The following is a 25,439-nucleotide window of genomic DNA, read 5'->3' on the forward strand; positions in this document are numbered from 1 at the left end:
GCGACGACGCCCTGCTCGAAGGGGTGCGGCGCCTGCAGGAGCTCTTCTCCTGACAGACGCCGCTCGTCCGGCGGACCGGGCTGCCACGTGCGGCCCGGTCGTGCGGATCAGTCGGTGCGGGGCGGCGCTTGGGGGTGCGACCGCCTCGCATCGGGGGTACGTCAGCGGGGTACGTCTCCGCGCCACGCGCCGGACTCGCCGCCGCGCGATTCGATGTACTCCTTGAAGTTCTTCAGGTCCTTCTTCACCGCGTGCGATCCGGCACCGACGAGAGCGCCGACCTTCTCGACCAGGCCCTCGGGCTCCCAGTCCAGCTGGACGGTGACGCGCGACGACGTGTCGCTCAGCTTGTGGAACGTGACCACGCCGGCGTGCTGCGTCTCGCCGCCCGTGCTCTTCCAGGCCACGCGCTCGTCGGGGTGCTGCTCGGTGATCTCGGCGTCGAACTCGCGGTCCGCACCGCCCACGTTGACCTTCCAGTGCGTGTGGGTGTCGTCCAGCTGCGTGATCGACTCGACCTCGTCGAGGAAGTGCGGGAAGCTCTCGAACTGGGTCCACTGGTTGTAGGCGACGGTGACGGGAACGTCGACGTCGATGCTCTCGGTGATCGAGGTCATATCGGTCCTTCCGTTGGGCCGGGATGTATCGCCCGGCGATCGGTGGGTGCTGACGACGCTAGATCAGGACATCGCTTCAGGCGCGGGGTTGATCGGGTGACGCCGCGGTGGTACAAGTGCGCGGCGACCCCGCGCGGCGGTGCATCAGCGGCGCCTCCACCACCGTCGACGCGGCTCGTCATGCGCCGCTGCCGAGGCGGCGGACCGGGCGCGTGCCGCCCGGCGCTCCGCCCATCCCTGCACCTCGGCCTCGACGTCGCGCAGCGGTGTGACCACCGGCGGACCGCCGAGCAGCTGCATCCGGGCGAGCTTCACACGGCGGTTGAAGTCGTCCACCGCCTCGCGCACGTCGTCCTCGCCCGGAAGCTCGTCGAGGCGGGCGTCCAGCTCGGCATCCTCGACCCGCAGCGTCAGGGCGGGAGGCCCCAGCCCGGTGAGCTTCTCGCTCTCGATCTTGCGTCGGATCCACCAGTCCGGGTCGTGTCCCCGGCCGAGGCCCGGGATCGGCTTGCCCGCGCCCGGCAGATCATCGAAGTCGCCGCGGCGGATCGCCTGCTGGATGACCGTCTCGACGTAGGCCGCACGCTCAGCCGAGGTCGGACGGCGAGCGGGATCGTCCGAGGCGTCGGACGCGGGTCCACCGCGAGATGCGGCATCCGCTCGCGTCTCGGCCGTCTCGGCCGGCTCGGCGGGACCCTCCCCGGCCGCGCCCTCCTCCTCCGCAAGGCGCTCCATGCGGTATCTCGCGGCGGACAGGCGCGGGTCCTCGGTCATGCGGGGCGGATCACTCCACGTGGTCTCGCCAGCTGTGGCGGGGGTCGAAGCCGAGCACGCGACGCGCCTTGTCGATGCCGAGCAGCGTCTCGTGCTCGCCGACCTCGCGGGTCACGGGGGTGTCGGGGAACACCTCGGCGATGAGCTCGGCGTTCGGTCGCGACATGACGGTGTCGGCGGCGGCGATGATGTACGGCTCGAACCCGATGGGGGCGACCTCGAGGGCCCGCTCGATCGCCTGGGCGCCGTCGCGGGCGTCGATGTAGCCCCACAGGTTCCACTTGCGGGCGCGCGCGTCGGCGTCGTACGACGGGAACGCCGCGTAGTCCTCGGGGTTCATGACGTTCGAGAAGCGCAGGCCCGTGATCGACAGGTCGGGGTGCCAGCGCACCAGTTCGCGGGCGAGCTGCTCTTCGAGCGTCTTCACGATCGAGTACACCGATTCGGGGCGCGCGGCGTACTCCTCGTCGACGGGGATGTAGGGCGGGGGGACGTCGAAGGGCAACCCCAGCACCGTCTCGCTGGAGGCGTACACGATACGGCGGATGCCGAGCCGGACCGCCGCCCAGAAGACGTTGAAGGTCGCGGCCATGTTGTTGTGGAAGGTCGCCACGTCGGTGCGGAGGCCGGACGCGGGGATCGCGGCCAGATGGACGACCGCGTCGAACCCGGCGGCGCGGTCCACGCCTGCCAGGGCGTCGGCGACCTGTCCGTAGTCCGTCAGGTCGATCTGCACGAAGCCGGGCTCGCGCGGCCCGACGACGTCGAAGGCCACGACGTCGTGGCCGTGGTCGCGGAGCTCGCGAAGCACCACGGTGCCGAGCTTTCCGGTGGAACCGGTGAGGGCGATACGCATGGATCTACCCTGCCACGGGGTGGCCCCGCGTGGGCGGCGGATCCAGCCCGGTGTGGGCGGGCGGGGAGGGCTCCTCAGCCGCGACGGGAGACCACGGCGTGCGCGACGGCCGCGCCGAGGACGACGGATGCGGCCACCATGGGCGCGAACATCGCCACGGTCGTGCCGGCCTCCTCGGCCACGAGACCCACGAGAGCGGATGCCGCGGACTGACCCACCACGACGCCCGAGCCGAGCATCGTCATGACGGTCGACGAGCGGCCGACCGGGCTCGCCTCGGCGGCCAGGCTGTACTGCGTCACCAGGGTCGGGCCGATGCCCATCCCGACGATGAGCAGGCACGCCGCCATACCGGCCACGTCCTGGGCGAGCGGAACTGCGGCTGCTCCCGCGACCAGGACGCCGCCGAAGACCAGCCAGCGCGCCGTCAGCGAGAACCGGGCGGGGAACGCGGCGACGCTCAGGGCGAGGGCCGCCGACCCGATGCCCATGGCGCCGTACACGAGACCCGCCTGCTCGGGCACCCCGCGATCTGCCATGAAGGCGGTCAGCGAGGTCAGCATGGCGCCGAAGAAGAGCCCCATGCCCAGGGCTCCGACGACCGGGATGAGCACCCGCGCGCGCAGAAGCTCGATTGCCGGCGCCTGCTCGATCGTCTCGCCGTCACCCGCCTCGACGCGCGCGGTGGGATGCAGGGCGAACGCGGTGACGAACACCAGTGCGAGCACCGCCGCGCCGATCACCGGCGCGACCGGCCCCTGGGTGGTGGCGAGCAGTCCCACCACGACGGGCCCGAACACGAAGACGACCTCGTCGGCGGCGGACTCGTAGGCCATCGTGCCGTTGAGCACGCGGCTGCGACGCTCGCCGCGGAACGAGCGCCCGATGATGCCGACCAGGCGGCTGCGGGAGAGGGGAGCCACCTGCGGCATCGTCGCGCCGATGCCGAACGCGATGGCCAGGATGACGGCATCCCTCGTCGGGGCGAAGGCCAGCCACGCGATCGCGATCAGCAGCAGGCTGTTCGACACGCCCGCCCACAGCAGCACGCGACGCTGCCCGTACCGGTCGGCCAGCGCGCCGAGTGCCGGGCCGAACAGCGCCGTGCCGAGGCCCGTCATCGCCGACGTGAGTCCGCCGAGGGCGAGCGATCCGCGCGCCGAGACCACGAGGGTGAGGATGCCGACGACCATCATGGCGAACGGCAGCCGCGCCATCAGAGCCACGGGGAAGTAGGCCGGTCCGGCCTCGCGGAGAAGACTCGGACGGGACGTGGTGGTGAGAGCGGTGTGCATCGATTCCTCTATGCGTCGGCCGCACGCTGCGGCGCGTGTGCCGCCTTCTTCCGCCGAGCGGACGAGGTAGATGCACTTTCTGTTCAGGTCAGCGGCCCATTCTAGCCACCGGCGGCTGGCCGGCGCCTGGGTATCGCGTCCACCGCCGATACTGTGGGGCCCATGAGCGGGGGTGAACGTATGACAGCGGATGCCGGGGCGCGCCGATTCGGGGTGCGCGACGTCGCACGCCTGGCCGGTGTGTCGACTCAGACCGTCTCGCGCGTCATCAACGACCACCCGCACATCCGCCCCGAGACGCGCCAGCGCGTCGTCGAGGCGATGGCGGAGCTCGACTACCGCGTGAACAACGCCGCCCGCGCGCTCGGAACCCGCACCACGCGCACCCTGGGCGTCATCGCCTCGGACGCCACCCTCTACGGGCCGGCGGTCGGCATCGCGGCCCTCGAGACCGCCGCGCAGGAGGCCGGACGCTGGATCGCCACGGCGTACGCGGATGCGGCCGACGCGGCATCCGTCATCGGCGCCGCGCGCCGCCTGCTGGCCCAGGGGGTCGACGGCCTCGTGGTCCTGGCGCCGCACGTGCGCACCTTCGAGGCGCTCGCCGCCTCGAAGCCGGGCGTGCGCCTCGTCGCCCTGCACGCCGATGACGCGGCCTCGGCGCAGCGGGACGGAGCTGCGCTGGCCGTGCACCATCTCGTGGAGCTCGGCCACCGACGGATCGCGCGCATCGCGGGGCCGGCCGACTGGCGCGAAGCTGCGGAGCGCGACGCGGGGGTGCGAGATGCCCTCGACGCGGCGGCTCTCTCGGCCGAGCTTCGGTGGGAGGGCGACTGGAGCGCGGCATCCGCGGCCGCCCTCGCGCCCGCCGTCGCGCAGACGCTGGCCGGGGGCGTGACCGCGGTCGTCGTCGCGAACGACCAGATGGCGCTCGGACTGATCTCGGGTCTGCGGGCGCTCGGAGTGGACGTTCCCGGACAGGTGAGTGTGACGGGGTTCGACGACAACCCGGACGCGGCGTTCTACCGGCCGGCCCTCACAACGGTCCGGCTCGATCTGGTGGGGGAGGCCCGGCGCGCGGTCAGCGCCGTGCTGGGTCAGACGCCGCCGCCGTCGTCGGCGCCGCCGGAGCTGGTGGTACGCGCCTCGACGGCGCCGCCGCGCGGCTGACGTCGACGACCGGCGCTCGCTGCTCGTGCTCGGCGGACGGGCTCGTCAAACGGCTCTGTTACCGGTAACATCGGGGCGAGCATCACACACACGACCCGACGGAGGACCGCGTGACGACTTTCAGCCCCGACATCGAGGCGGCGATCGCCGACACGCGCGCCGACGTCGCCCGTCTGCACGGCGAGCTCGTCCGCTACGGCCTGGTGGTGTGGACCGGCGGCAACGTCTCGGGGCGCGTGCCGGGCGCCGACCTGTTCGTCATCAAGCCGTCCGGGGTGTCGTACGACGACCTCGCGCCGGACAACATGATCCTGTGCGACCTCGAGGGCGCCGTCATTCCGGGCACCGCGGGCAGCGACCGCAGCCCGTCCAGCGACACGGCGGCCCACGCGTACGTCTACCGCAACATGCCCGACGTCGGCGGGGTCGTCCACACCCACTCCACCTACGCCGTCGCATGGGCCGCTCGCGGCGAAGAGATCCCGTGCGTGATCACGGGCATGGCCGACGAGTTCGGCGGGCCCATCCCCATCGGCCCGTTCGCGATCATCGGCGACGACTCGATCGGCCGCGGCATCGTCGAGACCCTGCGCGGCCACCGTTCGCGAGCCGTGCTGATGCAGAACCACGGCCCCTTCACCATCGGCGTCAACGCGAAGGATGCCGTCAAGGCCGCCGTCATGTGCGAGGACGCCGCCCGCACCGTGCACCTCGCCCGCGAGGCCGGCCCGCTCATCCCGATCCCCCAGGACCGCATCGACGCGCTGTACAACCGCTATCAGAACGTCTACGGCCAGGCCGGGGATGAGCGCCGCGACGGCGAGGAATCCCGGTGAGCGCCGACGCCATCCGCGACGGGCGCACGGCGCTCGGCATCGAGTTCGGCTCGACGCGCATCAAGGCGTGCCTCGTGGACGCCGACGACCCGGCGACGGTGCTCGCCGTCGGCGGCCACGCGTGGGAGAACAGCTTCGCGGACCGCACGTGGACGTACCCGCTCGACGAGGTGTGGACCGGACTGCAGTCCGCGTTCGCCGCTCTCGTCGCGGACGCCGAGGCCCGGTACGGCGCGCGTCCGGACACGTTCGGCGCGATCGGGGTGTCGGCCATGATGCACGGCTACCTCGCCTTCGACGAGGACGACCGGCTGCTCGTGCCGTTCCGCACGTGGCGCAACACCACGACCGGCCGCGCCTCCGCCGCCCTCACCGAGGCATTCGGCGTCAACATCCCGCTGCGGTGGTCTATCGCGCACCTGCACCAGGCGATCCTCGATGAGGAGCCGCACGTACCCGAGGTGCGCTCCCTCACGACGCTCGCCGGCTACGTCCACGCGGCGTTGACGGGTCGCAAGGTGCTGGGCGTCGGCGACGCGTCGGGGATGTTCCCGATCGACTCATCGACCGGCGACTACGACGCCGATCTCGTCGACCGCTATCACGCGCTGGTGGCCGACCGGGTGCCGGCGCTGGATCTGCGGATGCTGCTGCCGGAGGTCCTCGCCGCCGGTGAGCCCGCGGGCGAGTTGACCGTTTCGGGTGCCGCGCTGCTCGACCCCACCGGGGCGCTGCGTCCCGGCATCCCGTTCTGCCCGCCGGAGGGGGACGCGGGGACCGGCATGGTGGCCACCGCCGCGGTCGCGCCCCGGACGGGCAACGTCAGCGCGGGCACGAGCATCTTCGCGATGGTGGTGCTGGAGCGGCCGCTGTCGCGGGTGCACCACGAACTCGACCTCGTCACCACTCCCGCCGGTGACCCGGTGGCGATGGTGCACTGCAACAACGGCGCCAGCGAACTGGCCGCGTGGGCCGGCATGTTCGGCCGGTTCGCCCAGGCCTCGGGCACCCCGGTCGACGACGACGCCGTCTTCGAGGTCCTCTTCCGAGAGGCGCTCGACGGTGACGCCGATGCCGGCGGTCTGCTCGCGTACAACCATCTCGCCGGCGAGCCGATCGCGGGGCTCGCGGAGGGACGCCCCCTCTTCGTCCGCACGCCCGACAGCCGGTTCACCCTGGCGAACGCGATGCGCGCTCAGCTGTACGGGGTGTTCGGCACACTCGCGCTGGGGATGCGCGTGCTCGACGACGAGGGCGTGGCGCTGGACCGCATGTTCGCCCACGGGGGGATGTTCCGCACCGCCGGGGTCGCCCAGCGCTTCCTGGCAGGCGCGCTCGATGCGCCCGTCGCCGTCGGCGAGACGGCATCCGAGGGGGGAGCGTGGGGAATCGCGGTGCTCGCCGCCTTCCTCTCCCGCGCAGACGACACCGACCTGTCGGCCTACCTGGATGATCATGTCTTCGCCGGCGCCCGGATCGATGTTGTCGACCCCGACCCGGCCGACGTCGCCGGATTCGCCGACTACCTCGACCGCTACCGCGCGGGCCTGGTCGTCGAGGCCGCCGCCGTCGCCGCGCTCTGACCCGCCCATCGCGCTTCTTTCGACCGACCCCGAAACCGAGGAATCCGACATGACCCGCACGCCCCTGAACACTTCTCTCGACGAGTACGAGGTCTGGTTCGTCACCGGCAGCCAGAACCTGTACGGCGAGGAGACGCTCCGCCAGGTGGCCGAGCAGTCGGGCGCGGTGGCCGAGGGGCTGTCGGGGCTTCCGGTGCGGGTGGTCTGGAAGCCCGTGCTGAAGGACTCCGACAGCATCCGCCGCCTGGCCCTCGAGGTCAACGCGCGCGACGACGTCATCGGGGTGATCGCGTGGATGCACACGTTCAGTCCGGCGAAGATGTGGATCTCAGGGCTGGACGCGCTCCGCAAGCCGCTGCTGCATCTGCACACGCAGGCAAACGTCGAACTGCCGTGGGCCGAGATCGACTTCGACTTCATGAACCTGAACCAGGCCGCCCACGGCGACCGCGAGTTCGGTTACATCCAGACCCGGCTCGGGGTGGCGCGCAAGACGGTGGTCGGTCACGTGTCGAACCCGGCCGTGCGCGATCAGGTGGAGCAGTGGCAGCGCGCGGCGGCGGGGTGGGCGGCAGCCCGCACGCTCAAGCTGGCGCGGTTCGGCGACAACATGCGATACGTCGCGGTGACCGAAGGTGACAAGACCGAAGCCGAGCTGCGGTTCGGCGTGCAGGTGAACACGTGGGGTGTGAACGAGCTCGTCGAGGCGGTGGATGCCGCCACCGACGCCGACGTGGACGCGCTGGTGCAGGTGTACCTGGACTCGTACGACGTCGCGGCGGAGCTGCGTCCGGGTGGGGAGCGCCACCAGTCGCTGCGCGACGGCGCGGCGATCGAAGTGGGCCTGCGGTCGTTCCTCGAAGAGGGCGGCTTCGGCGCGTTCACCACGAGCTTCGAAGACCTCGGCGGGCTGAGGCAGCTGCCGGGTCTGGCGGTGCAGCGGCTCATGGCCGAGGGTTACGGGTTCGGCGCCGAGGGCGACTGGAAGACGGCGATCCTCGTGCGGGTGGCCAACGTGATGGGCGCGGGCCTTCCGGGCGGCGCGAGCCTGATGGAGGACTACACCTACGACCTGGTACCCGGGAACGAGCGCATCCTCGGAGCCCACATGCTCGAGGTGTCGCCGTCGCTGACCACCGCGAAGCCGCGTCTGGAGGTCCACGCGCTCGGCATCGGCGGCAAGGACGACCCCGTGCGACTGGTGTTCACCGCCGACCCGGGGCCGGCGGTCGTAGTCGCGATGAGCGACATGCGCGATCGGTTCCGGCTCGTGGCGAACGTCGTCGAGAACGTCGACGCACCGGATCTGCCGAAGCTGCCCGTGGGCCGGGCGGTGTGGAAGCCGGCTCCGGACTTCGCCACCAGCGCCGCGTGCTGGCTCGCAGCCGGCGCCGCACACCATACTGTGATGACGACCGCCGTCGGCATCGAGGTGTTCCGCGACTTCGCGGACATCGCCGGAACCGAACTCGTCGTCATCGACGAAGACACCACCGTTCGCGACTTCCAGCGCGAACTGAGGTGGAACCAGGCGTACTACCGACTCGCACAGGGGATCTGATCATGGCCCGCACTCCGATCTCCGGCACGCAGCACTGCCTGCGCGCCGGCGACTACGAAGCCGTCATCGCCAGCGTCGGGGCGACGCTGCGCACACTCACCTACGGTGGGCGCGATCTCGTCGTTCCGTTCGAGGCCGACGAGGTGCGCCCGGCGCACCGCGGTGTCACGCTCGCTCCCTGGCCGAACCGCGTGGTCGACGGTCGCTACTCGTTCGGGGGAGCGCAGCGCCAGCTCGCGCTCAGCGAGCCCGCACGTGGCCACGCCCTGCACGGCCTGGCCGTGTGGCTGGACTACGACGCCGTGGACAAAGGACCCGACCACGTCACCCTCGAGGCCACGATCCCCGCGCAGACGGCGTACCCGTGGCGCATCGTCGTGCGGACCACGTTCTCGCTCGGCCCCGACGGCCTCACGCAGACCGTCACCGCCACCAACGACAGCGACTCGCCTGCGCCGTGGGGCACCGGCCCGCACCCGTACCTCGTGGCGGGAGATGGCCGTGTGGATGGATGGACGCTCGAGCTCCCGGCATCCGAGGTCCTCGCCGTCACGGACGATCGCCTGATCCCGACGGGCCTGCGGCCGGTCGACGCCGACGATGCGGAGCGGTTCGACTTCCGGGCACCGCGCACGATCGGCTCGGCGGAGATCGACCACGCGTATACCGGCCTGGCGCGGGATGCTGCGGGCGAGGCCGTGGTGCGTGTGACGGATGCCTCGGGCACCGGTGTCGCCATGTCGTGGGGCGCGGCGTGCCCCTGGGTGCAGGTCCACACCGCCGACAAGCCCGACCCGGCTGTGAGCCGACTGGGTTTGGCCGTCGAGCCGATGACGTGCGCGCCGGATGCGTTCAACGCCGACGCATACGACTACGACGCCGGTCTCATCGTCATCGAGCCGGGCGCCTCCGCCGACGCGTCATGGCGGATCACCGCGATCTGACCCAGCGCCGCTGAGCGCGACAGCTCACCGCGGCGGGGCTCACCGCGACGGCTCAGTGGTGGCCGGGGTCGACCAGCACGGCGTGATCGCTGTGGTCGGGCGCCATCAGACCCGCCTCCGTGGCCCCCAGCGCGGGCGTCACGATGCCGGCGACGACGAAGGCCGCCACCAGCAGCACCGACACGCGCGGCGTGGTCGGCTCGGCGGCATCCGATCCGGCATGGGTACGCATCGTGCGACCGCAGGCGGCGGCGACGGCGAGCAGAAGAACGGATGCCGCGGCCACGGCGATCACGCTGACGCGGCCGGGATCCACCAAGAGCGCTGTCGCCGACGCGGCGATGCCGACGACGGTTCCGACGACACCCGCCCGCGGGACGACGACGCGTCCGCGGGCGAGTGTCGCCGCTCCCCACCCGAGCGCCGCGGCACCGAGTGCGACCAGCAGGACGCCGATCCCCCGAACGGCGAGTCCTCCCTCAGAACCGGTCACAGCTCCCGCGCCGAGCGCGATCTCGAGCAGACCCGCACCCCACGCGGCGACCGCGGACCAGGCCGGGGTCGCCGCGTGGGTGGTGGAGGAGCGGCCGGCAGGCTCCCTCAGCGTCCCGGCCGATCCCTCACGTGCGGTGGTCATGGCAGCAGACCTCAGACGGTCCGTGCGTTGTTGCGGACGTTGCGCTCGGCACCGAGTCCGACGCCCAGCAGCACGATGGCGCTCGCCAGGTGCAGGAAGTGGTCGAACGTGTTCAGCGCGAGGATGTTCAGCGCGGTGCCGACGAGGAAGAACCCGACGATGCCGAGCAGCAGGTAGACCGCGCCGACGGCGGTGTTGACCGACTTGGCCGCGGGGACGCTCTTGAGCCCGGCGATGAGCAGCGCGGCGCCGATCAGCAGGTGGGCGATGTTGTGGAGCGGGTTGACCTCGAAGATGCCGAGGAGCAGGCCGCCGTCGGTGGCGATGAAGCCCACACCGCTGGTGACGGTGAAGCCGAGCAGGCCGACGAGCAGGTAGACGGCGCCGAAGATGGTGGCGACGAGGCGATTCGGTGACGAGCCCATGGGGATCCTCCTGGTGGTTGTGGCGGCCGGTGCCGCGTCTATCGATGTGTTCGTACTGCTGTGCGTATCGGTTTGGTCGTGCTCGGCATCCGCACCTGCCGTGACCTGGGTGTGACAGAGGGCCCCCGAGTACTCTCCGAGGCCCTCCGTTATGCGCCGCGTCCGCGGCGGGTCTTCAGTCGCGCAAGTCCTCGCGGAAGTCGTTGCGCCGGTGCACCGAGTCGCGCTCGGCTTCGGCGCGCTTGACGTCTGCCTCGGCCTTCTTCACCTCGGCCTCGGCCTGGACCTCGTCGCTCTTGTCGCTCATGCGGTCGGTTGCGTCGTCCCACGTGTCCTTGATCTTCTCGCCGACGGCCTCGGCCGTCTTCTTCGCGTCGTCCAGGAATCCCATGGTCTTCTTCCTTCCGCGCTCCCGTCGCTCTGGTGGCGACGTCGTGCCTTGACGCTACGGCCCGGCGAGCTGGGCGAAGAGGGCTTGCGCGCGAATCGGCCGGGCTGGTATGCGCCGCGCCCGGTCGGCTCGCGAGTCGGTGGGCGGGCGTCGGAAGCCGGGGCACCCGGTAGCCTCTTTCCAGGAGGTGGAGGCGGATGGGCAAGACCGCGGATGCCATCGCCGAGGGCGTCTCGATCGCATCGGCCGCGGCACGGCTGGCGGTTCGCAACCGCATCCTCGTCGAGACCATCGCCCGCGACGCGCACTTCGACGCCGAAGCGTTCGCGACGCTCGCCCGCGAGATCCTCATCGCGCTGGCCGACGAGCAGGCCGCGGCGGCGGATCTCGCGCGCCGCCAGCGCAAGAAGGCGTGGGGGAAGTTCAGCGACCCCGACGGCACGCACGATTATCGCGACCGCGACATGCGCAACCTCCGGAAGCGCCATCGGCTCTACCGCGGCGTGGCCAAAGAACTGCGGCGGCGGGCCGACGACCCCGAGGCGATCCGGCAGCTGATCGAGTCCTCGCGCGAGTCCGCATGGGGTGATGTCGAGGCCAACCTGCAGAGGCGACTGTCGGTCGAGGGGATGCGTCCCGACCTCGACCCGGACTACGACCGCATGCGCGCGGCGCGCATGCAATCGCTGCGCCTGGTCGATCTTCCCCGCCTCGCCGCGCACCGGCGCGGCGCGCGCTCGGGAGCCGACGGAGAGCCTCGCGCCGGAGCAGAGGAGATCGCCCTCGACCCCTCGCCCGCGCCGCGCGCGGGGGGCATCGACCTCACCGAGCTGGACGCCTGAGAGGGCACGCCCGGGATTCGGGCCCGATTCGCGCGGATGCCGGACGTCGGCTATTCTGGACGCTGGTGTGCGCGAGAGCGAACACCGCGCGCCTCTAGCTCAATGGATAGAGCATCTGACTACGGATCAGAAGGTTGGGGGTTCGAGTCCCTCGAGGCGCACACTGTGTTGAGACAGTGAAGAACGGCCCGCTTCGGCGGGCCGTTCTGCTGTTCGGCGGCGTGTCGCGCTGCCGCTGCCGGTCTCACCAGAGCGGGTCGACGCGCAGCCAGGTGAACCGGTGAGCGCCGAGGAAGACGCCGTCGTCGAGGTCCACCGCGGCCCCGCTGAGGATGTCGACCGCGTGACGCTCGAATCCCGAGAGCGTCAGCGGGTCGATGAACACCGGGTCGTCTCCGACGTTGGCGAGCACGAGAACGCGCTCCTCCCACGGCTCGGCGCCCGGACGCTGATAACCCAGGACCCCCGGGTGAGGGCAGTGGAAGGGGATGAGCGCATTGCCGCCGAATTCCGGGGTCGCCTTCCGTGCGGCGATGAGCTTCGTCAGCCGCGCGTAGAGGCGTCCGGCCGGTGTCGACGGATCGTTGCGCTGCGCGTACAGCCCATCGGGTCGATGAGGCCGATGGACCCAGCGGCTGTCACCCGCCTCGGACTGGTTCTGGCGGTAGGTGTAGTCGTTGAGCTGACCGACCTCGTCGCCGAGGTAGAGCAGCGGCATCCCGCCCGTCGACATCGCGATGGCGTGGGCGAGGACGACTCGATCCTCGCCCCCGGCGTCGCCGGATTCGATCCCGGCGAGCGACGCGGTGGTGCCGGTGACGCGGGCGTCGCCGGTCTTCGGGTTCTCCTGGAAGGGCACGCCGCGCGCGAACGAGCCGGCGGCGCCCTTGACGAAGAAGTCGTTCAGGAAGCGGCGGTGCGCGAAGCCGTCGACACCGTGCTGGGCGGCATCCTCATCGGCGAACGTCCACCCGATGTCGTCGTGGCTGCGCACGTAGTTGACCCACGAGGTGCCGTCGGGCAGCGCGTGGCGGGTGTCGAGAGCCTGCTGCAGCAGCGTCGCGTCACGGGTGGCGAGGGCCTCCCACGTGAGCGCCATCTGCAGCGGGTTGTACGACAGCTGGCACTCCTCGGGAGAGATGTACTGGATCACCTCGTCGGGGTGGACGATCGCCTCGGACTTGAACAGCAGCGACGGCGCGGCCATGCGAAGGACCGCGTTGAACGCCTGCAGCAGCAGATGCGCCTCGGGGAGCGACTCGCACGTGGTGCCCAGGCGCTTCCAGATGAACGCCACGGCGTCCATGCGCAGCACCTCGACGCCCTGGTTCGCCAGGAAGAGCATCTCGCCCGCCATGCCCCGGAACACCGCGGGATTGGCATAGTTCAGGTCCCATTGGAAGTGATAGAACGTCGACCAGATCCAGCGGCCGTCCGGCAGCTGGATGAACGAGCCGGCGTGGTCGTCGGGGAAGATCTCGCGCGTGGTCTGCTCGTACGCGTCGGGCATCTCACGGTCGGGGAAGATGAGGTAGAAGTCCTCGTAGCCGGGCTCGCCCGCCACCGCCTTGCGTGCCCACTCGTGCTCGTCGCTGGTGTGGTTGAAGATGAAGTCGACCACGAGTGAGATGCCCGCCAGCCGCAGGTCGGCGGCGAGTGCGGCGAGGTCGGCCATCGTGCCCAGTCGCTCGTCGACCTTGCGGTAGCTCGAGACCGCGTAGCCGCCGTCGTTGTTGCCCTCGGGGCTGTCGAACAGCGGCATGAGGTGCAGGTAGGTGAGGCCGAGCTCCTGGAAGTAGGGGATCTGCTCCCGCACCCCCTGCAGGGTGCCGGCGTAGCGGTCGACGTAGCAGACGCCGCCCAGCATCCGCTCGGACAGGAACCACCTCGGGTCCTCGTCCCGCAGGCGGTCGCGTGCGCGCAGCTCAAGCGACCGGGCGCGCCAGGACGCCGCCGCCTCGGCGATCACCGCGGCCAGCTGCTCGGCGGCGTCGGGACGGTCGCCGTAGAGCCTGCCGAACAGTGCATGAAGGCGGGGGAAGTGCTTCTCGACGCGGCGAGCGAACTCCTCGTCGACCCCGTGTTCGGTCTCGATCCGGTTCAGGATGCGCGCGGCTTCGGCCGCGGCATCCGTGTCGAGCCTCGTCATCGATCGCCTCCGATTGCGATGCTAGCGCGGTGGTCGCACGCGCGGGCGGGCGCGTCCGCACTCCCGCAGTGTGAGGGTGGAGGCGGCGTGGGATGCGGCATCCTGCCCTCGCTTGGACGTGATGGCTGTGCAGATTGACGCGGGGGCGTAGCCTGGAGCGGTGAGCGCATACGTTTCGGCGTTCGAGCTGTTCTCCATCGGAGTAGGACCCTCGAGCTCCCACACCGTCGGCCCGATGCGGGCGGCACGGGACTTCGCCGTGCGCCTGCGCGAAGGCGGTCTGCTGTCCCGCGTGGCGCGGGTGGAGTGCACGCTGTTCGGTTCGCTCGGTGCGACCGGTCTCGGCCACGGCACCCCCGATGCCGTCGTGGCGGGTCTGCAAGGGCTCGAGCCCGAGACCGTGGACCCCGCCGCGGTGCGCGCGGCGTGGAGCGACTGGCCCGCGGGGGCCGACCTGATGCTCGCGGGGGAGCAGGCCGTGCCGTTCGCGAAGGACGACATCGCCTTCGCGCCGCGTACCCGGCTGCCTGGGCACCCGAATGCCCTGACCCTGATCGCCCGCGATGCGGACGGCGTCGTGGTCGCGGAAGAGACCTACTACTCGGTGGGCGGCGGGTTCATCCGGCGCGACGGCGCGGCGGCGCAGGTAGCCTCGCATCGCTTCCCGCTGACGTTCGCCTCGGCCGAGGAGCTCCTCGCCGAGTGCGACGAGCGCGGCATCACCTTCGCGGAGGCTGCGCGGCTCAACGAGGAGGCGCTGCGGACCGAGGCCGAGGTCGCCTCGGGGCTCGACGCGATCTGGGACGCCATGGCCGCGTGCGTGAACGCGGGGCTTCGCACCGGCGGCGAGCTGCCCGGGATGCTGCGGGTGAAGCGCCGGGCGTCGGCGATACGCGAGCAGCTCGAAGCCGCCGAGGCGTCGGGGCACCGCGAGCTTCCCGGCGAGTGGCTCGGCGCGTTCGCCCTCGCGGTCAATGAGGAGAACGCCGCCGGTGGACGGGTCGTCACCGCCCCCACCAACGGCGCCGCGGGGATCGTGCCGGCCGTGGCGATGTACTGGTGGCGCTTCCTGGCCGACTCCGGCCTGGGCGCCGGCAACGCCGTCACCCCCTACGGCGAGCTCGTCGGCAGTGCGCTGCTCGGCTTCGGCGGCGCGGGTCGGTCGCCCGGCGGGCCGGCGGGCGGGCCGGGAGGCGCGCCCGGGTCGCTGGGTGAGCCTGGTCCTGCGCCCGGGTCGTTGGGTGAGCCGGGTTCTGCGCCCGGGTCGCTGGGCGAGCCCGGTTCTGCGCCCGGGTCGTTGGGCGAGCCCGGTTCTGCGCCCGGGTCGCTGGGCGAGCCCGGTTCTGCGCCCGGGTCGCTGGGCGAGCCCGGTTCTGCGCCCGGGTCGCTGGGGGAGCCTGGTTCTTCCCCCCGGTCGCTGAGCGAGCGCGGTTCTGCACCCGGGTCGTTGGGCGAGCGCGGTTCTTCCCCCCGGTCGCTGAGCGAGCGCGGTTCTTCCCCCCGGTCGTTGGGCGAGCGCGGTTCTTCCCCCCCGTCGCTGAGCGAGCCCGGAGGGCGAGACGAAGCGCCCGAGTCGATCTCCGACGAAGCGGTCGCCGAGGCGAACCGCCGTCGCGGCATCCGTCGTTTTCTGCTCACCGCGACCGCGCTGGGTTCGCTGTTCAAAGCGAATGCGTCGATCTCGGGAGCCGAGGGCGGCTGCCAGGCCGAGGTCGGATCCGCGTGCGCGATGGCCGCGGGCGGGCTGACGGCGGTGATGGGCGGGACCAACCGGCAGATCGAGAACGCCGCCGAGATCGCGATGGAGCACCACCTGGGCCTGACGTGCGATCCCGTGGGCGGGCTCGTGCAGATCCCGTGCATCGAGCGCAACGCGATCGCCGCCTCGACCGCCGTCACCGCGGCCCGGCTGGCTCTGCGCGGCGACGGCTCGCACTACGTCTCGCTCGACGCCGTGGTCGAGACGATGCGCCAGACCGGGATCGACATGTCGACCAAGTACAAGGAGACCAGCGAGGGCGGCCTCGCGGTGAACGTCATCGAGTGCTGACGTCGCGGCCTGGGTTGCGGTGGGGCGGGGGACGAGTGCTGACCGCGCGGCATGGCTTGCGGGGTGGTCGCGTCGGGGGTCGGCGCGATCGACGTGACGCTATCTGCGGCCATCGCCCGCGATCATCGCCGATTGCGCCAGGTCCCCGCGGCGTCGCTCGCTGAGCTTGGCGACATGTGCGATTCCGCGCGCGTGATGCAGCATGCGGCGCCCATCGACCGGCGCGGCATCGACCGGCGCGGACTGGCGTCTGCGAGGCATCTCACCCGCGCCATCCTGTCCGGCGGAGGCCGTCGCGGATGAGGCCGACTGCCGTGCCGGCATCCGGATAGAGATCTCGCGCCGCGAGGCGCAGCACCGTCCAGCCCAACTCCGCGTACGTCCGGTGCTTCTCGATGTCGCGATGCCACTGTGCCCGGTCGATCCGATGGTGGCCTCCCTCGTACTCCACCAGCAATCGCCACTGTTCGAAGGCGAGTTCCGTGACGCCGACCAGCTCGCGAGTCGGAGCGCGCACCTCGAAGTCGAGCGTCGGGTCGGGAAGGCCGGCGCGCGCCACCGCCAACCGCAGGCGGGTCTCGGCACTGGACGCGCAGCCGACCCTGACGAGGGGCAGCGCCGTGATCAGAGGGTCGAGTCCCGATATCCGCGGCGCGCGCACGGCGGCGCGAAGATCATCGAGGCTTGCGAGCGACGACGCAGGGTCTCCCCGCCGCCCGTCGGACGTGCGCGGAACGTGGACGAGCGCATCGCCCGCCGCGATCAGGTCATCCATCGTGAGGATGCCGCCGAGCTGAGCCCACGTGGATGCCGGGCTGGAGACGACGAAGCCGTCGCGCTCGCGCCGCGGCGCGACGTCTTCGCGGCGCTGTCGCGCCGCCACCCCGGCGGTCCGTGGTGCGCGATGGGGTGGGGGAACGATGAGCTCGACCGGACGCGGCTCGTGCACGCGCTGGTCGGGGTTCCACCGGCCTCGCAGCGCGGATATCGGAAGGGGCAGACCCCAGATCGCGGCCGCGGTGACATTGGAGAACACGGCCGGCCCCGGCATGACCTTTGCGTAGGCGCGTGCTCGCAGGAGCAGGTCGAACCGACGAGTGTGCGCTTCGCGTGCGAGCGGAGACCGGTCGTCGTCAGGGTCGTCCGGCGTCTGGGCAGCCGAGCTCCGAACGCGCACGCCGGGGAAAGGCACGAGCAGATCGGGGCTGCGAAGTCGTGCCAGGGTCGCGCCTGCGGCGATAGCCTCGCCCACTGTGAAGACGTCGCCCAGGATGTCCGGCAGTGGGCTGGGGCGACGGGGCATGCGGTCCATCGTCCCCGGCGGGCGCGGGCGGGTCTCGCGAAACCGGCGCAGGGGGAGAAACCCGTTCGGAAGCGCCCCCGTGGAGAGCGCGGCGCACCCGTTCGGAAGCGCCCCTGTGGAGAGCGCGGCGGTGTGGCGGGCAAGGCGGTGGTGGCGGGGCGGCGGTGCGGCGGGGCGGTGGGGAGGGGCGGCGTGGTGGCATTGCAGGGGATTGGTCGCCATCTGCTGCTCGGTCCGTCCGTCGCCACATTCCCCGCCAACTCGGCCGACGAGCGTCGCCCCCATGTGGCGGAATGTGCGGTTTCCGTGCGCCGAGGGCGCAGACGCCGCCAAGTCGACGCCCCTGGGTGCGACGTGCGCACGCGCCCGCTCGCGCTGGCGCTGGGTGCGGCGTGCGCACGCGCCCCGCCCCTATGTGGCGACATGTGCGGTTAAGTGCGGCCGAAGGCGCAGACAGCGCCAGGTCGACGGCGCAGGGTGCGACGTGCGCACGCGCCCCGCCCGCATGTGGCGACATGCGCGGTTTCGGGCGGCCCAGAGCGCGGATAGCGCCAGGTCGACGGGACAAGGTGCGGCGTGCGCACGCGCCCCCGTTCGCCCTCGGCGAATCGGCCGAAGACCCTTAGCACTCCACCCCCGTGAGTGCTAACATTTTCACAGTTGAGTCGAGGTGACTCAACTTCGAGACCACCACACTGAAGGAGACGTCATGGCAACCTATGACCCGTTCCGCGACCTCGACCGCCTGGCTTCGAGCTTCTTCGACGTGCGCCGCGGCCCCCGCCGCATGCCGATGGACCTCTACCGGGACGGCGACCACTACGTCCTCACCGCCGACCTGCCGGGCATCGACCCGGGCTCGGTCGACATCGACGTCGACGGTCAGCTGCTGACCATCCGCGCCGAGCGCACCCTGCCCTCGGGCGAGGGAGTGAAGTGGATCACCCGCGAGCGCGAGGGGGCGAGCTTCCTGCGTCAGCTCAACCTCGGCCAGGGCATCGACACCGAGCGCATCTCAGCCCAGTACGCCAACGGCGTCCTGAGCGTCACCATCCCCGTGAGCGAGAAGGCCAAGCCGCGCAAGATCGCGGTCTCGACCGACGACAGCTCGCCGGTGCTGCAGGCGCACGAGTCGCACGCCGACGGCCCCCAGCCGGTCGAGCAGTAAGACCGACACCCGTCAGCGGATGCCGCGCCCCCACGCCGGGGCGCGGCATCCGTGCGTCTGTGGAACCCCGCACGCCGGGGCGCGGCATCCGTGCGTGTGTGAAACCTCGCACGCCGGGGCGCGGCATCCGTGCGTGTGTGAAACCCCGCAGCCCGGCCGCGCGGCAACCGTGCGTCCACGGCGGAGCTCAGCAGCCCGGCGCGCGGCGCCGCAGCTTGGCCGTCAGGTCGCGCAGCTGCTGCAGTTCGTCGTCGCTGAGGGTCGACATGCGCTCGGCGATCGAGCGTCCGTGCTGCGACGCGATCCGGCGGAAGGCCGTGGCACCGGCATCCGTGGCGCGCACGATCGAGCCGCGGCCGTCCTGCGGGTCCGGGCACTTCGACAGCAGTCCGCGCGCGACCATGCGGTCGACCAGGCGCGAGACGCTGGGCTGGCTGATCAGCATGTTGGCGGTGACGTCGCGCAGGCGGGCGGCCATGTCGTCGCCGCGGGTGACGGTCAGCAGCACGTCGTACTCCGCCTGCGACAGCACGGAGTCGTCGAAATCGCAGCTGATCTCGGCGAACACCTCGTACTGCGCGCGGAAGAGGCTCTCCCAGGCGTCCACGGCGAGGCGGCGGTCGGTCATACGCATAAGAGTAAGCCTCGGCGCACCCCTATGCTGTGGCCATGGGGGAGCGATTCTCGACGTCCCGACCCGCCCGCGCACGGGCGTCCGGCCAGCGGATGCCGCGCCCGGCGGCCCTCGTCGTCCTGATGGTCGCGGCGATCCTGACCCTCGTCGCGTTCGGGGCGCCGGCCCACGCGGACGTCGACGACTTCACGTTCGAGAGCATGAACGTCGAGTACACCCTCGGCCGCGATGACGACGGCACGAGCACGCTCACCGTCGTCGAGACGTTCGTGGCGGTCTTCCCCGACATCGATCAGAACCGGGGCATGCGCCGGAGCATCCCCGTCTCCTACCTCGGGGCGCCGCTGCACCCGGACCTCGTGTCGATCACCGACGGCGACGGCGAGCCGCGCCCCGCGGAGACCGACAGCGAGGACGGCTACTACTCGATGACCTCACGCGCCGACGACTTCGTGCGCGGCGCGCAGACGTACGTCTTCACCTACACGCTCCGCAACGTCACCCGCTTCTTCGCCGACACCGGCGTGGACGAGTTCTACTGGGATGTCAACGGCGACCAGTGGCGGCAGCCGTTCGGGCGCGTGACGGCCCGGCTCGTGGTGCCGGCCGATCTCGCGGCATCCCTCACCGGGGCTCAGGCCTGCTACGCCGGGTCCACCGGTTCGACCGACACCTGCGAGATCCAGGCGGATGCCGCACCCGACGGCGGGGTCGTCCTCACGGCCGGGGCGGCAGACCTGCAGCCGTTCGAGACCGTCACGATCGCCGTCGGCTTCGAGGAGGGCACGTTCACGCCGTTCGACTCGTCGTACTTCGCCTCGGTGTGGGGCTGGCTGCAGGCGGCGATGGCGGTGGTGCTCGCAGGGGTGGTCGGGGTGGCCCTCGCGGTGCGGCGGCGGTGGCTGCGCGACGCGCCGGGGCGCCCGACGATCATCGCGGAGTACACCCCGCCGCCGGGCATCGACGCGCTCGAGAGCGCCGTGCTGCTGGGCAAGACCACGAAGGCGATTCCGGCCGAGGTGCTCGAGCAGGCGGTGGTGGGCAGCATCCGGATCGTCGAGGGCGCACCCCGCTGGTTCGGAAGCGCGAAGCTCACCGCCGTGCTCGTCGACCCCTCCCGGGCCGACGGCGACGGGCGGATGCTGCTGAACGGACTGTTCCCCCTGGGCGTTCCGGGTGAGGAGTTCGAGTTCGGTCGCAGCGACACCCGGTTCTCGACCGCCGCGCAGAAGATCCTGAAGGCCGCAAACCGGCAGCTGAAGACCTCGGGCCTGCGCCGGGAGGTGCCCGCCGGGCCTCGGGTGTGGCCGATCCTCGCGGCCGTCGGCGCGGCGGCTCTGGTGACGGTGTTCGGCTTCGTCGCCATGGACCAGGGCGTGTCGGGTCCGGTGCCCTTCCTGCTGTTCATCGGCGCGGGTGTCGCGGTGTTCGTCGTCGCCACGATGCTGGCGCGCAAGCCGCTCACCGCCCGGGGCAGCGAGGTGCGCGACCACCTCGCAGGGCTCAAGGTCTTCATCGAATGGGCCGAGGCGGACCGCATCCGCATGCTGCAGTCCCCGACCGGAGCCGAACGCGTCACGGTGAACCCGGGGGACCCGCGCCAGATGCTGAAGCTGTACGAGACACTGCTGCCGTACGCCGTGGTGTTCGGACAGGAGCGCGAGTGGGCCACGCAGCTCGCGGTGCTGTACGGCGAGGGCAACTCTCCCGGCTGGTACTCCGGCACCCACGGGTTCAACGCCGCGGCGTTCTCGGCGGGCATCTCGAACCTCTCGGCGAGCACGTCGTCGAGCTCGTCCACATCGGGCGGCTCCAGCGGCGGCGGGTCCGCCGGGGGCGGCGGGGCGGCGGGCGGCGGCGGCGTCTGACCGCCGCACGGTGAGCGGTCGGGCGCTCGAGATCCGGCATCCGGTCGTGTATCTGTGATCGACCTTCGTGCTCCTCCCTATGGGGGAGTCCGACGAAGGGGAAATCACCATGGGTTGCAACCAGGACGCCGGCGACGCCGGCGACGTGCTCGAATTCGATCAGGACGGCGAAGTCCTCATCCCGTTCGAGCCTTATCGGCCGGGCCGGTTCACCTCGCTCACCCGGCCGTGCGCGCTGAGCGCGCTCGACGGGTCGTGGCTGATCGAGGTCGAGCGGCGCACGATCATCCAGCCGCTCGTGCGCGGGCCGATGCGCATCGAGGTCGGTGCATCGTCGCTGCGGGTCTCGGGCGACATCTACAGTCAGCGCATCTTCGGGCCGATCGAGCCCGAGCTCGTGCGGCCGCCGTTCGAGCCGTTCCCGCCCATCCCGCCGCTGCAGCCGCGCATTCCGGGCCTGGGCGACGAGGGCGAAGGCGCGGATGCCGCGGACGAGGCCGACGAGGACTTCGGCGTGCTGTTCCCGCTACCGCTGCCGTGGTACCCGAGCTTCCCGCAGGGCCAGTACTCCTGGTACTTCCGCTCCAACGGCGCGACGTACGCCGACGGGGTGCTGACGGTGCAGATCGTCCGGCACCTCTGGAACAGGTCCACGCAGGAGTTCACCACGACCGACACCGGCACGCTCACCCTGACGTGCCGACGCAGTCTCATCACCGCACGGCATGCGCCGCAGGTGATGACGGGGACGCTGCGCATCGGCGGCACCACCTCGCAGGTGAAGGCGACGAAGACCTCGTCGATGTACCGCGGGTGCCGCATCGAGGTCGATGCGATGGTCAACCGCAACTTCCCGGCATCCGCTGTCGCGGGCTCGGGGGCGACGGTGACGCTGCGGTCGGTCTACGCCACCGCGGGGTGGGACGTCTCGGTCGTGCAGGACCAGGTCAACGTCCCGAGCGACGCGTCGCTCACGAACGCCGAGCTGCAGACCCTCCTCTCCAGCCACCGGCAGGCGGTCAGCGGCGAGCAGTGGCGATTGTGGCTGCTGGTCGGGTCGGCGCAGGGCGGGCTGTTCGGGATCATGTTCGACGACGACACCGTCCCGCGCGAGGGTGCCGTGGGCTTCGCCGACGCGACGCTGGGCAACCAGACGTTCATCGAGGCGGGCGCGCGGAACCAGCCGCTGAACAACGTGCCGGCGGCGTTCCTGCGCACCCTCATCCACGAGGCCGGTCACGCGTTCAACCTCTTCCACCCGAAGCACGACGTGCATCTGCCGGGCATCGGAACCGAGATCATGAACCAGACCGGCGACGTCATGGGATTCGCCTCGTCGTCCAACACGTACCCCGGCAACGCGACCTTCGCGTTCTCGGAGCACGACCGGCTCTCGCTCATCCACTCGCCGGACCCGCAGGTGCGGCCGGGCTGGAAGAACTTCGGCTGGGGCCACGGCAGTCTGTCGTCGGGGCTCCCGACGCCCGTCGACGTCTCGGGATTCAGCGGCGACAGCCTCGACACCGGACTGCGGCTGCAGCTCGTTGTCGCCCCGCAGGCGTTCGTGGGGGAGTACGTCACGGCCGAGGTCATCGTCACCAACACCGGCGACGCACCACGGCAGGTCACGAGCCTGCTCACCCTCGCCGAGGGCGACCTGGTGTTCGAGCGCACGCGGCCGGACGGGTCGGTCGACCACGTGCTCGACATCGTCATCGGCTGCGGTCCTCGTCCGATGGTGACCTTGCAGCCCGGGGAGTCGGTGAGCAACCATGTGCAGGTGTTCTTCACGAACCAGGGTGTGACCTTCACCGAGCCGGGGCGGCACACCATCGCCGCGATCCTGGCCGCCGACGCGCTGACGACGCTGACATCGGACCCGGTGACGATCGATGTGCGCACGCCCGCGAGCGACACGGAGGTCGCCATCAGCGCCCAGACGCTCGACCACGGCGTCGGACGCGCCATGGCGCTCGGCGACTTCGGCGCCGACGTGCACGCCAGGGAGGTGCTCACCGCCCTCGCCGAGGAGCACGCCGACACCGACACCGGCGCAGCCGGCGCGCTCGTGATGGCCAATGCGCTGTCGCGGGAGTTCGCCGACATCGCCGGCGACTCGGTCCGCCCGGTGGCCGCGGACGAGGCGCAGCACTTCCTCGATCTCGCCCTGCAGGGCCGGTCGGCCAAGCGCGCCGCCGAGCTGGCGGTCACTGTCGCCAGCCCGACGGAGAAGGACGCGCCCGTGGTCGCCGACGTGGCCGAGCGCATCCGGAAGGACGCCAAGGGGGGAGCGCGATCGGCTTCCGGCCGGGCCGCCGCCGAGGCGGAGCGCATCGTGGCCGACTTCATCGAGCCGCAGGCGCGATGAGCGACGCGACACGAGGCCCCGTCGGGCAGCTGACGCTTCGGCTGACGCTGCCCGGCGGGGCCGCGCCCGCGCTCGGGTACTGCCTGATCGGCGTGATCGAGCTCGAGGCGGTCGACGGTCCCGCCGAGGCGAACGCCCGACTGAACCTCGTCGAAGGCGACCTGTGGATCGACGTCGAGGGCCCGGCCGGACGGGCGCGCATCGGGTGGCCCTGGCCGGTGGACTCCGGCGCCCGGCGAGTGACGCTCGCACCGGGCGAGCGCCTGGTCGCCGCCGTCCCGCTCTTCGCGACCGATACGAGTGCGCCGGCCCTGCCCGTACCCGGGCGCTACCGGCTGATCGCGCAGTACCACTCCGGTCCGTCGGGCGTGCTCACCGGCGCCCCCGTCGCCGTGACCTGCGCGCCGGGGGATGCTGCGGCCTCCCGTGCTCTGGGGCACCGTGACGTGCTGCAGAGCCTGCTGTCGGCCGGGACGCTGGGGGCGGCATCCGACGGTCTGGCCGTGCTGAGCCGCAGTGACGACGACGCGACCCGGGCGCTGGCGTTCCTCGCGCTCGGGCAGGCGGTCGAAACGTCCGAGGGTGCGGTGCGCGCGCTCGCCGCGGTGCTGCCGCCGCACGCTTCGCCGGACGACCCGCGGCGTGCGGCTGCGCTCGCCGCGGCGGACGATCCGCAGCTGCGCGCGATGCTCACGGGCGAGGTGATCGACGCCCGGGGCTGAGCGCCCTTCGTCTCGTCGCTGCGCTCCTCGCTCAGGGTCCGAGCCGGTGCGCGTGCGCGTTCCCGGCCGCTGAGCGAGCGCAGCGAGACGAAGCGCCCTCCCGCCGCGACACCCGCACCCCCTACGATGCAGGCATGGCAGAGTCCTTCGCGATCGGCGCCCTGGCCGACGGAGCAGGCGAGGCCCGCCTGCTGGCGCCCAAGTTCAACCGCCACACCTTCTGGTGCGGACAGAGCGGGTCGGGCAAGACCTACGCGCTCGGCGTCGTGCTCGAGCAGCTGCTGCTGCACACGCGACTGCCGATGGTGATCCTCGATCCCAACTCCGACTTCGTCCGCCTCGGGGAGACCCGACCCGGGGCTGCTGCGGAGGCCGCGACCGCGCTCGCGGCCCGCGACATCCGGGTGCGCCGCTCGGGCCCGGGCAGTGCGGAGCCGCTCAAAGCGCGCTTCGTCCGGATGCCGGTGCGATCACGCGCCGCGATCCTGCAGATGGACCCCGTGATCGACGCAGAGGAGTTCAACGCCCTGCTGCGCTTGGAGCCCCTCCTGCAGGCGGGACTGCGGGGGCACCTGGTGGATTGGTTGCGGGAGCAGCCGAACCCCGCCGCGATGCGGATGGCGCAACGATTGGAGAATCTCGGGGTCGCGGACTGGGACCTGTGGGCGTGGGGCGACCGGAGCATCACCGACGACATCGACGATCGGCCGGACGCCGTCGTCGCCGATCTCGGGGGGTTCGCCGAGCCCGGGGAATCGAGGGCGGCGGCCCTCGCCGTGCTCGACCACCTGTGGGAGCGGCGCGAGGAGCGGCTGGGCCGACTCATCGTCATCGACGAGGCGCACAATCTGTGCTCGCCCGACCCCCTCACCCCGGTGGACCGACTGCTCACCGAGCGCATCGTGCAGATCGCCGCCGAGGGGCGGAAGTACGGGCTGTGGCTGCTGCTGTCGACGCAGCGACCGTCGAAGGTGCACCCCAACGCGCTGTCGCAGTGCGACAATCTCGCCCTCATGAAGATGAGCTCGCGACGCGACCTCGCCGAGCTCGCGTCGGTCTTCGGCTACGCCCCCGACGCGCTCGTCGACCGATCACCGTCTTTCCGACAGGGGCAGGCGCTGTTCGCCGGGGGCTTCGTCGAGGCGGCCGAGATCGTCCAGATGGGTGAGCGGCTCACCCATGAGGGTGGCTCGGACGTGCGCGTGCCGCTTCGGTGACGACCGTCTGACCGTCTGACCGTCGGAGC

22 protein-coding genes and 1 tRNA gene are annotated in these 25,439 nt (G+C 71.5%); 13 read left to right on the top strand and 10 right to left on the bottom strand.

Annotated features, from left to right (window positions below; translation table 11 throughout):
- Window positions 1-161: 161 nt before the first annotated feature.
- From NFR93_RS15590 to NFR93_RS15605, 4 genes are all read right to left on the bottom strand, one after another.
- Window positions 162-617: an SRPBCC family protein gene (locus NFR93_RS15590; RefSeq protein WP_251455407.1), complete on the bottom strand. Its 456-nt coding sequence runs from the start codon at window positions 615-617 to the stop codon at window positions 162-164.
- Between the two features lie 144 nt (window positions 618-761).
- The gene (locus NFR93_RS15595; protein WP_251455409.1) at window positions 762-1,391 is read right to left on the bottom strand and encodes a DnaJ family domain-containing protein; all 630 of its coding nucleotides are present in this window, start codon (window positions 1,389-1,391) and stop codon (window positions 762-764) included.
- Between the two features lie 10 nt (window positions 1,392-1,401).
- Window positions 1,402-2,247 (bottom strand): NAD-dependent epimerase/dehydratase family protein, encoded by an 846-nt coding sequence (locus NFR93_RS15600; RefSeq protein ID WP_251455411.1) that lies wholly within the window; start codon window positions 2,245-2,247, stop codon window positions 1,402-1,404.
- Window positions 2,248-2,321: 74 nt separating this feature from the next.
- The gene (locus NFR93_RS15605) at window positions 2,322-3,542 is read right to left on the bottom strand and encodes an MFS transporter (protein WP_251455413.1); all 1,221 of its coding nucleotides are present in this window, start codon (window positions 3,540-3,542) and stop codon (window positions 2,322-2,324) included.
- 162 nt (window positions 3,543-3,704) lie between these two features.
- Here NFR93_RS15605 and NFR93_RS15610 point away from each other — a divergent pair, with 162 nt between their 5' ends.
- The 5 genes from NFR93_RS15610 to NFR93_RS15630 all read left to right on the top strand — a co-directional run bounded on the left by NFR93_RS15610 (window position 3,705) and on the right by NFR93_RS15630 (window position 9,636).
- Entirely contained in the window at window positions 3,705-4,712 is a 1,008-nt protein-coding gene (locus NFR93_RS15610) for a LacI family DNA-binding transcriptional regulator (protein ID WP_251455414.1), read from the top strand.
- Window positions 4,713-4,822: 110 nt separating this feature from the next.
- Window positions 4,823-5,548 carry an L-ribulose-5-phosphate 4-epimerase gene (locus NFR93_RS15615; RefSeq protein WP_251455415.1) on the top strand — a complete coding sequence of 242 codons (726 nt, stop codon included), beginning with the start codon at window positions 4,823-4,825 and terminating at the stop codon, window positions 5,546-5,548.
- Window positions 5,545-7,131 carry a xylulokinase gene (locus NFR93_RS15620; protein WP_251455416.1) on the top strand — a complete coding sequence of 529 codons (1,587 nt, stop codon included), beginning with the start codon at window positions 5,545-5,547 and terminating at the stop codon, window positions 7,129-7,131. The genes NFR93_RS15615 and NFR93_RS15620 overlap by 4 nt, the downstream gene beginning before the upstream one ends.
- A gap of 49 nt (window positions 7,132-7,180) precedes the next feature.
- Entirely contained in the window at window positions 7,181-8,692 is a 1,512-nt protein-coding gene (araA, locus tag NFR93_RS15625) for an L-arabinose isomerase (RefSeq protein WP_251455417.1), read from the top strand.
- 2 nt (window positions 8,693-8,694) lie between these two features.
- Window positions 8,695-9,636 carry an aldose 1-epimerase family protein gene (locus NFR93_RS15630; RefSeq protein WP_251455418.1) on the top strand — a complete coding sequence of 314 codons (942 nt, stop codon included), beginning with the start codon at window positions 8,695-8,697 and terminating at the stop codon, window positions 9,634-9,636.
- A gap of 52 nt (window positions 9,637-9,688) precedes the next feature.
- On the opposite strand, the gene NFR93_RS15635 is transcribed toward NFR93_RS15630, so the two are convergent.
- From NFR93_RS15635 to NFR93_RS15645, 3 genes are all read right to left on the bottom strand, one after another.
- Entirely contained in the window at window positions 9,689-10,273 is a 585-nt protein-coding gene (locus tag NFR93_RS15635; protein ID WP_251455419.1) for a hypothetical protein, read from the bottom strand.
- Window positions 10,274-10,284: 11 nt separating this feature from the next.
- Entirely contained in the window at window positions 10,285-10,698 is a 414-nt protein-coding gene (locus NFR93_RS15640; RefSeq protein ID WP_251455420.1) for a DUF4383 domain-containing protein, read from the bottom strand.
- A gap of 175 nt (window positions 10,699-10,873) precedes the next feature.
- A complete protein-coding gene (locus tag NFR93_RS15645) occupies window positions 10,874-11,089 on the bottom strand; it encodes a hypothetical protein (RefSeq protein WP_251455422.1) in 216 nt (71 codons plus the stop codon).
- A 197-nt stretch (window positions 11,090-11,286) separates the two neighbouring features.
- Between NFR93_RS15645 and NFR93_RS15650 the strand changes: the two genes are divergently transcribed.
- On the top strand, window positions 11,287-11,931 hold the full coding sequence (locus NFR93_RS15650; protein ID WP_251455425.1) for an asparagine synthase: 645 nt from the start codon (window positions 11,287-11,289) through the stop codon (window positions 11,929-11,931).
- Between the two features lie 88 nt (window positions 11,932-12,019).
- Window positions 12,020-12,092: transfer RNA gene (locus NFR93_RS15655), tRNA-Arg, on the top strand.
- 83 nt (window positions 12,093-12,175) lie between these two features.
- Here the strand turns inward: NFR93_RS15655 and NFR93_RS15660 are convergent.
- Window positions 12,176-14,080, bottom strand: a complete 1,905-nt coding sequence (locus tag NFR93_RS15660) for an alpha-amylase family protein (RefSeq protein ID WP_251455427.1) — start codon at window positions 14,078-14,080, stop codon at window positions 12,176-12,178.
- A 160-nt stretch (window positions 14,081-14,240) separates the two neighbouring features.
- Here NFR93_RS15660 and NFR93_RS15665 point away from each other — a divergent pair, with 160 nt between their 5' ends.
- Window positions 14,241-16,130, top strand: coding sequence for an L-serine ammonia-lyase, iron-sulfur-dependent, subunit alpha (locus NFR93_RS15665; protein WP_251455428.1), 1,890 nt, complete (start codon window positions 14,241-14,243; stop codon window positions 16,128-16,130).
- 262 nt (window positions 16,131-16,392) lie between these two features.
- Here the strand turns inward: NFR93_RS15665 and NFR93_RS15670 are convergent, their stop codons facing one another.
- A complete protein-coding gene (locus NFR93_RS15670; RefSeq protein ID WP_251455430.1) occupies window positions 16,393-17,433 on the bottom strand; it encodes a putative endonuclease domain-containing protein in 1,041 nt (346 codons plus the stop codon).
- A gap of 709 nt (window positions 17,434-18,142) precedes the next feature.
- Between NFR93_RS15670 and NFR93_RS15675 the strand changes: the two genes are divergently transcribed.
- Entirely contained in the window at window positions 18,143-18,601 is a 459-nt protein-coding gene (locus NFR93_RS15675) for an Hsp20/alpha crystallin family protein (protein ID WP_251455432.1), read from the top strand.
- Between the two features lie 187 nt (window positions 18,602-18,788).
- Here NFR93_RS15675 and NFR93_RS15680 read toward each other — a convergent pair whose 3' ends face one another.
- Window positions 18,789-19,229: a MarR family winged helix-turn-helix transcriptional regulator gene (locus NFR93_RS15680; protein ID WP_251455434.1), complete on the bottom strand. Its 441-nt coding sequence runs from the start codon at window positions 19,227-19,229 to the stop codon at window positions 18,789-18,791.
- Window positions 19,230-19,270: 41 nt separating this feature from the next.
- On the opposite strand from NFR93_RS15680, the gene NFR93_RS15685 reads away from it, so the two are divergent.
- From NFR93_RS15685 to NFR93_RS15700, 4 genes are all read left to right on the top strand, one after another.
- A complete protein-coding gene (locus tag NFR93_RS15685; RefSeq protein WP_251455436.1) occupies window positions 19,271-21,103 on the top strand; it encodes a DUF2207 domain-containing protein in 1,833 nt (610 codons plus the stop codon).
- Between the two features lie 109 nt (window positions 21,104-21,212).
- Entirely contained in the window at window positions 21,213-23,471 is a 2,259-nt protein-coding gene (locus tag NFR93_RS15690; RefSeq protein ID WP_251455437.1) for a hypothetical protein, read from the top strand.
- Window positions 23,468-24,193 (top strand): hypothetical protein, encoded by a 726-nt coding sequence (locus tag NFR93_RS15695; RefSeq protein WP_251455438.1) that lies wholly within the window; start codon window positions 23,468-23,470, stop codon window positions 24,191-24,193. Before NFR93_RS15690 ends, NFR93_RS15695 begins: the two co-directional genes overlap by 4 nt.
- A gap of 134 nt (window positions 24,194-24,327) precedes the next feature.
- Window positions 24,328-25,410 (top strand): ATP-binding protein, encoded by a 1,083-nt coding sequence (locus NFR93_RS15700; protein ID WP_251455439.1) that lies wholly within the window; start codon window positions 24,328-24,330, stop codon window positions 25,408-25,410.
- The last annotated feature ends 29 nt before the right edge of the window (window positions 25,411-25,439 follow it).

This window comes from Microbacterium sp. Marseille-Q6648 (assembly GCF_943181415.1).
Classification (GTDB): Bacteria; Actinomycetota; Actinomycetes; order Actinomycetales; family Microbacteriaceae; genus Microbacterium.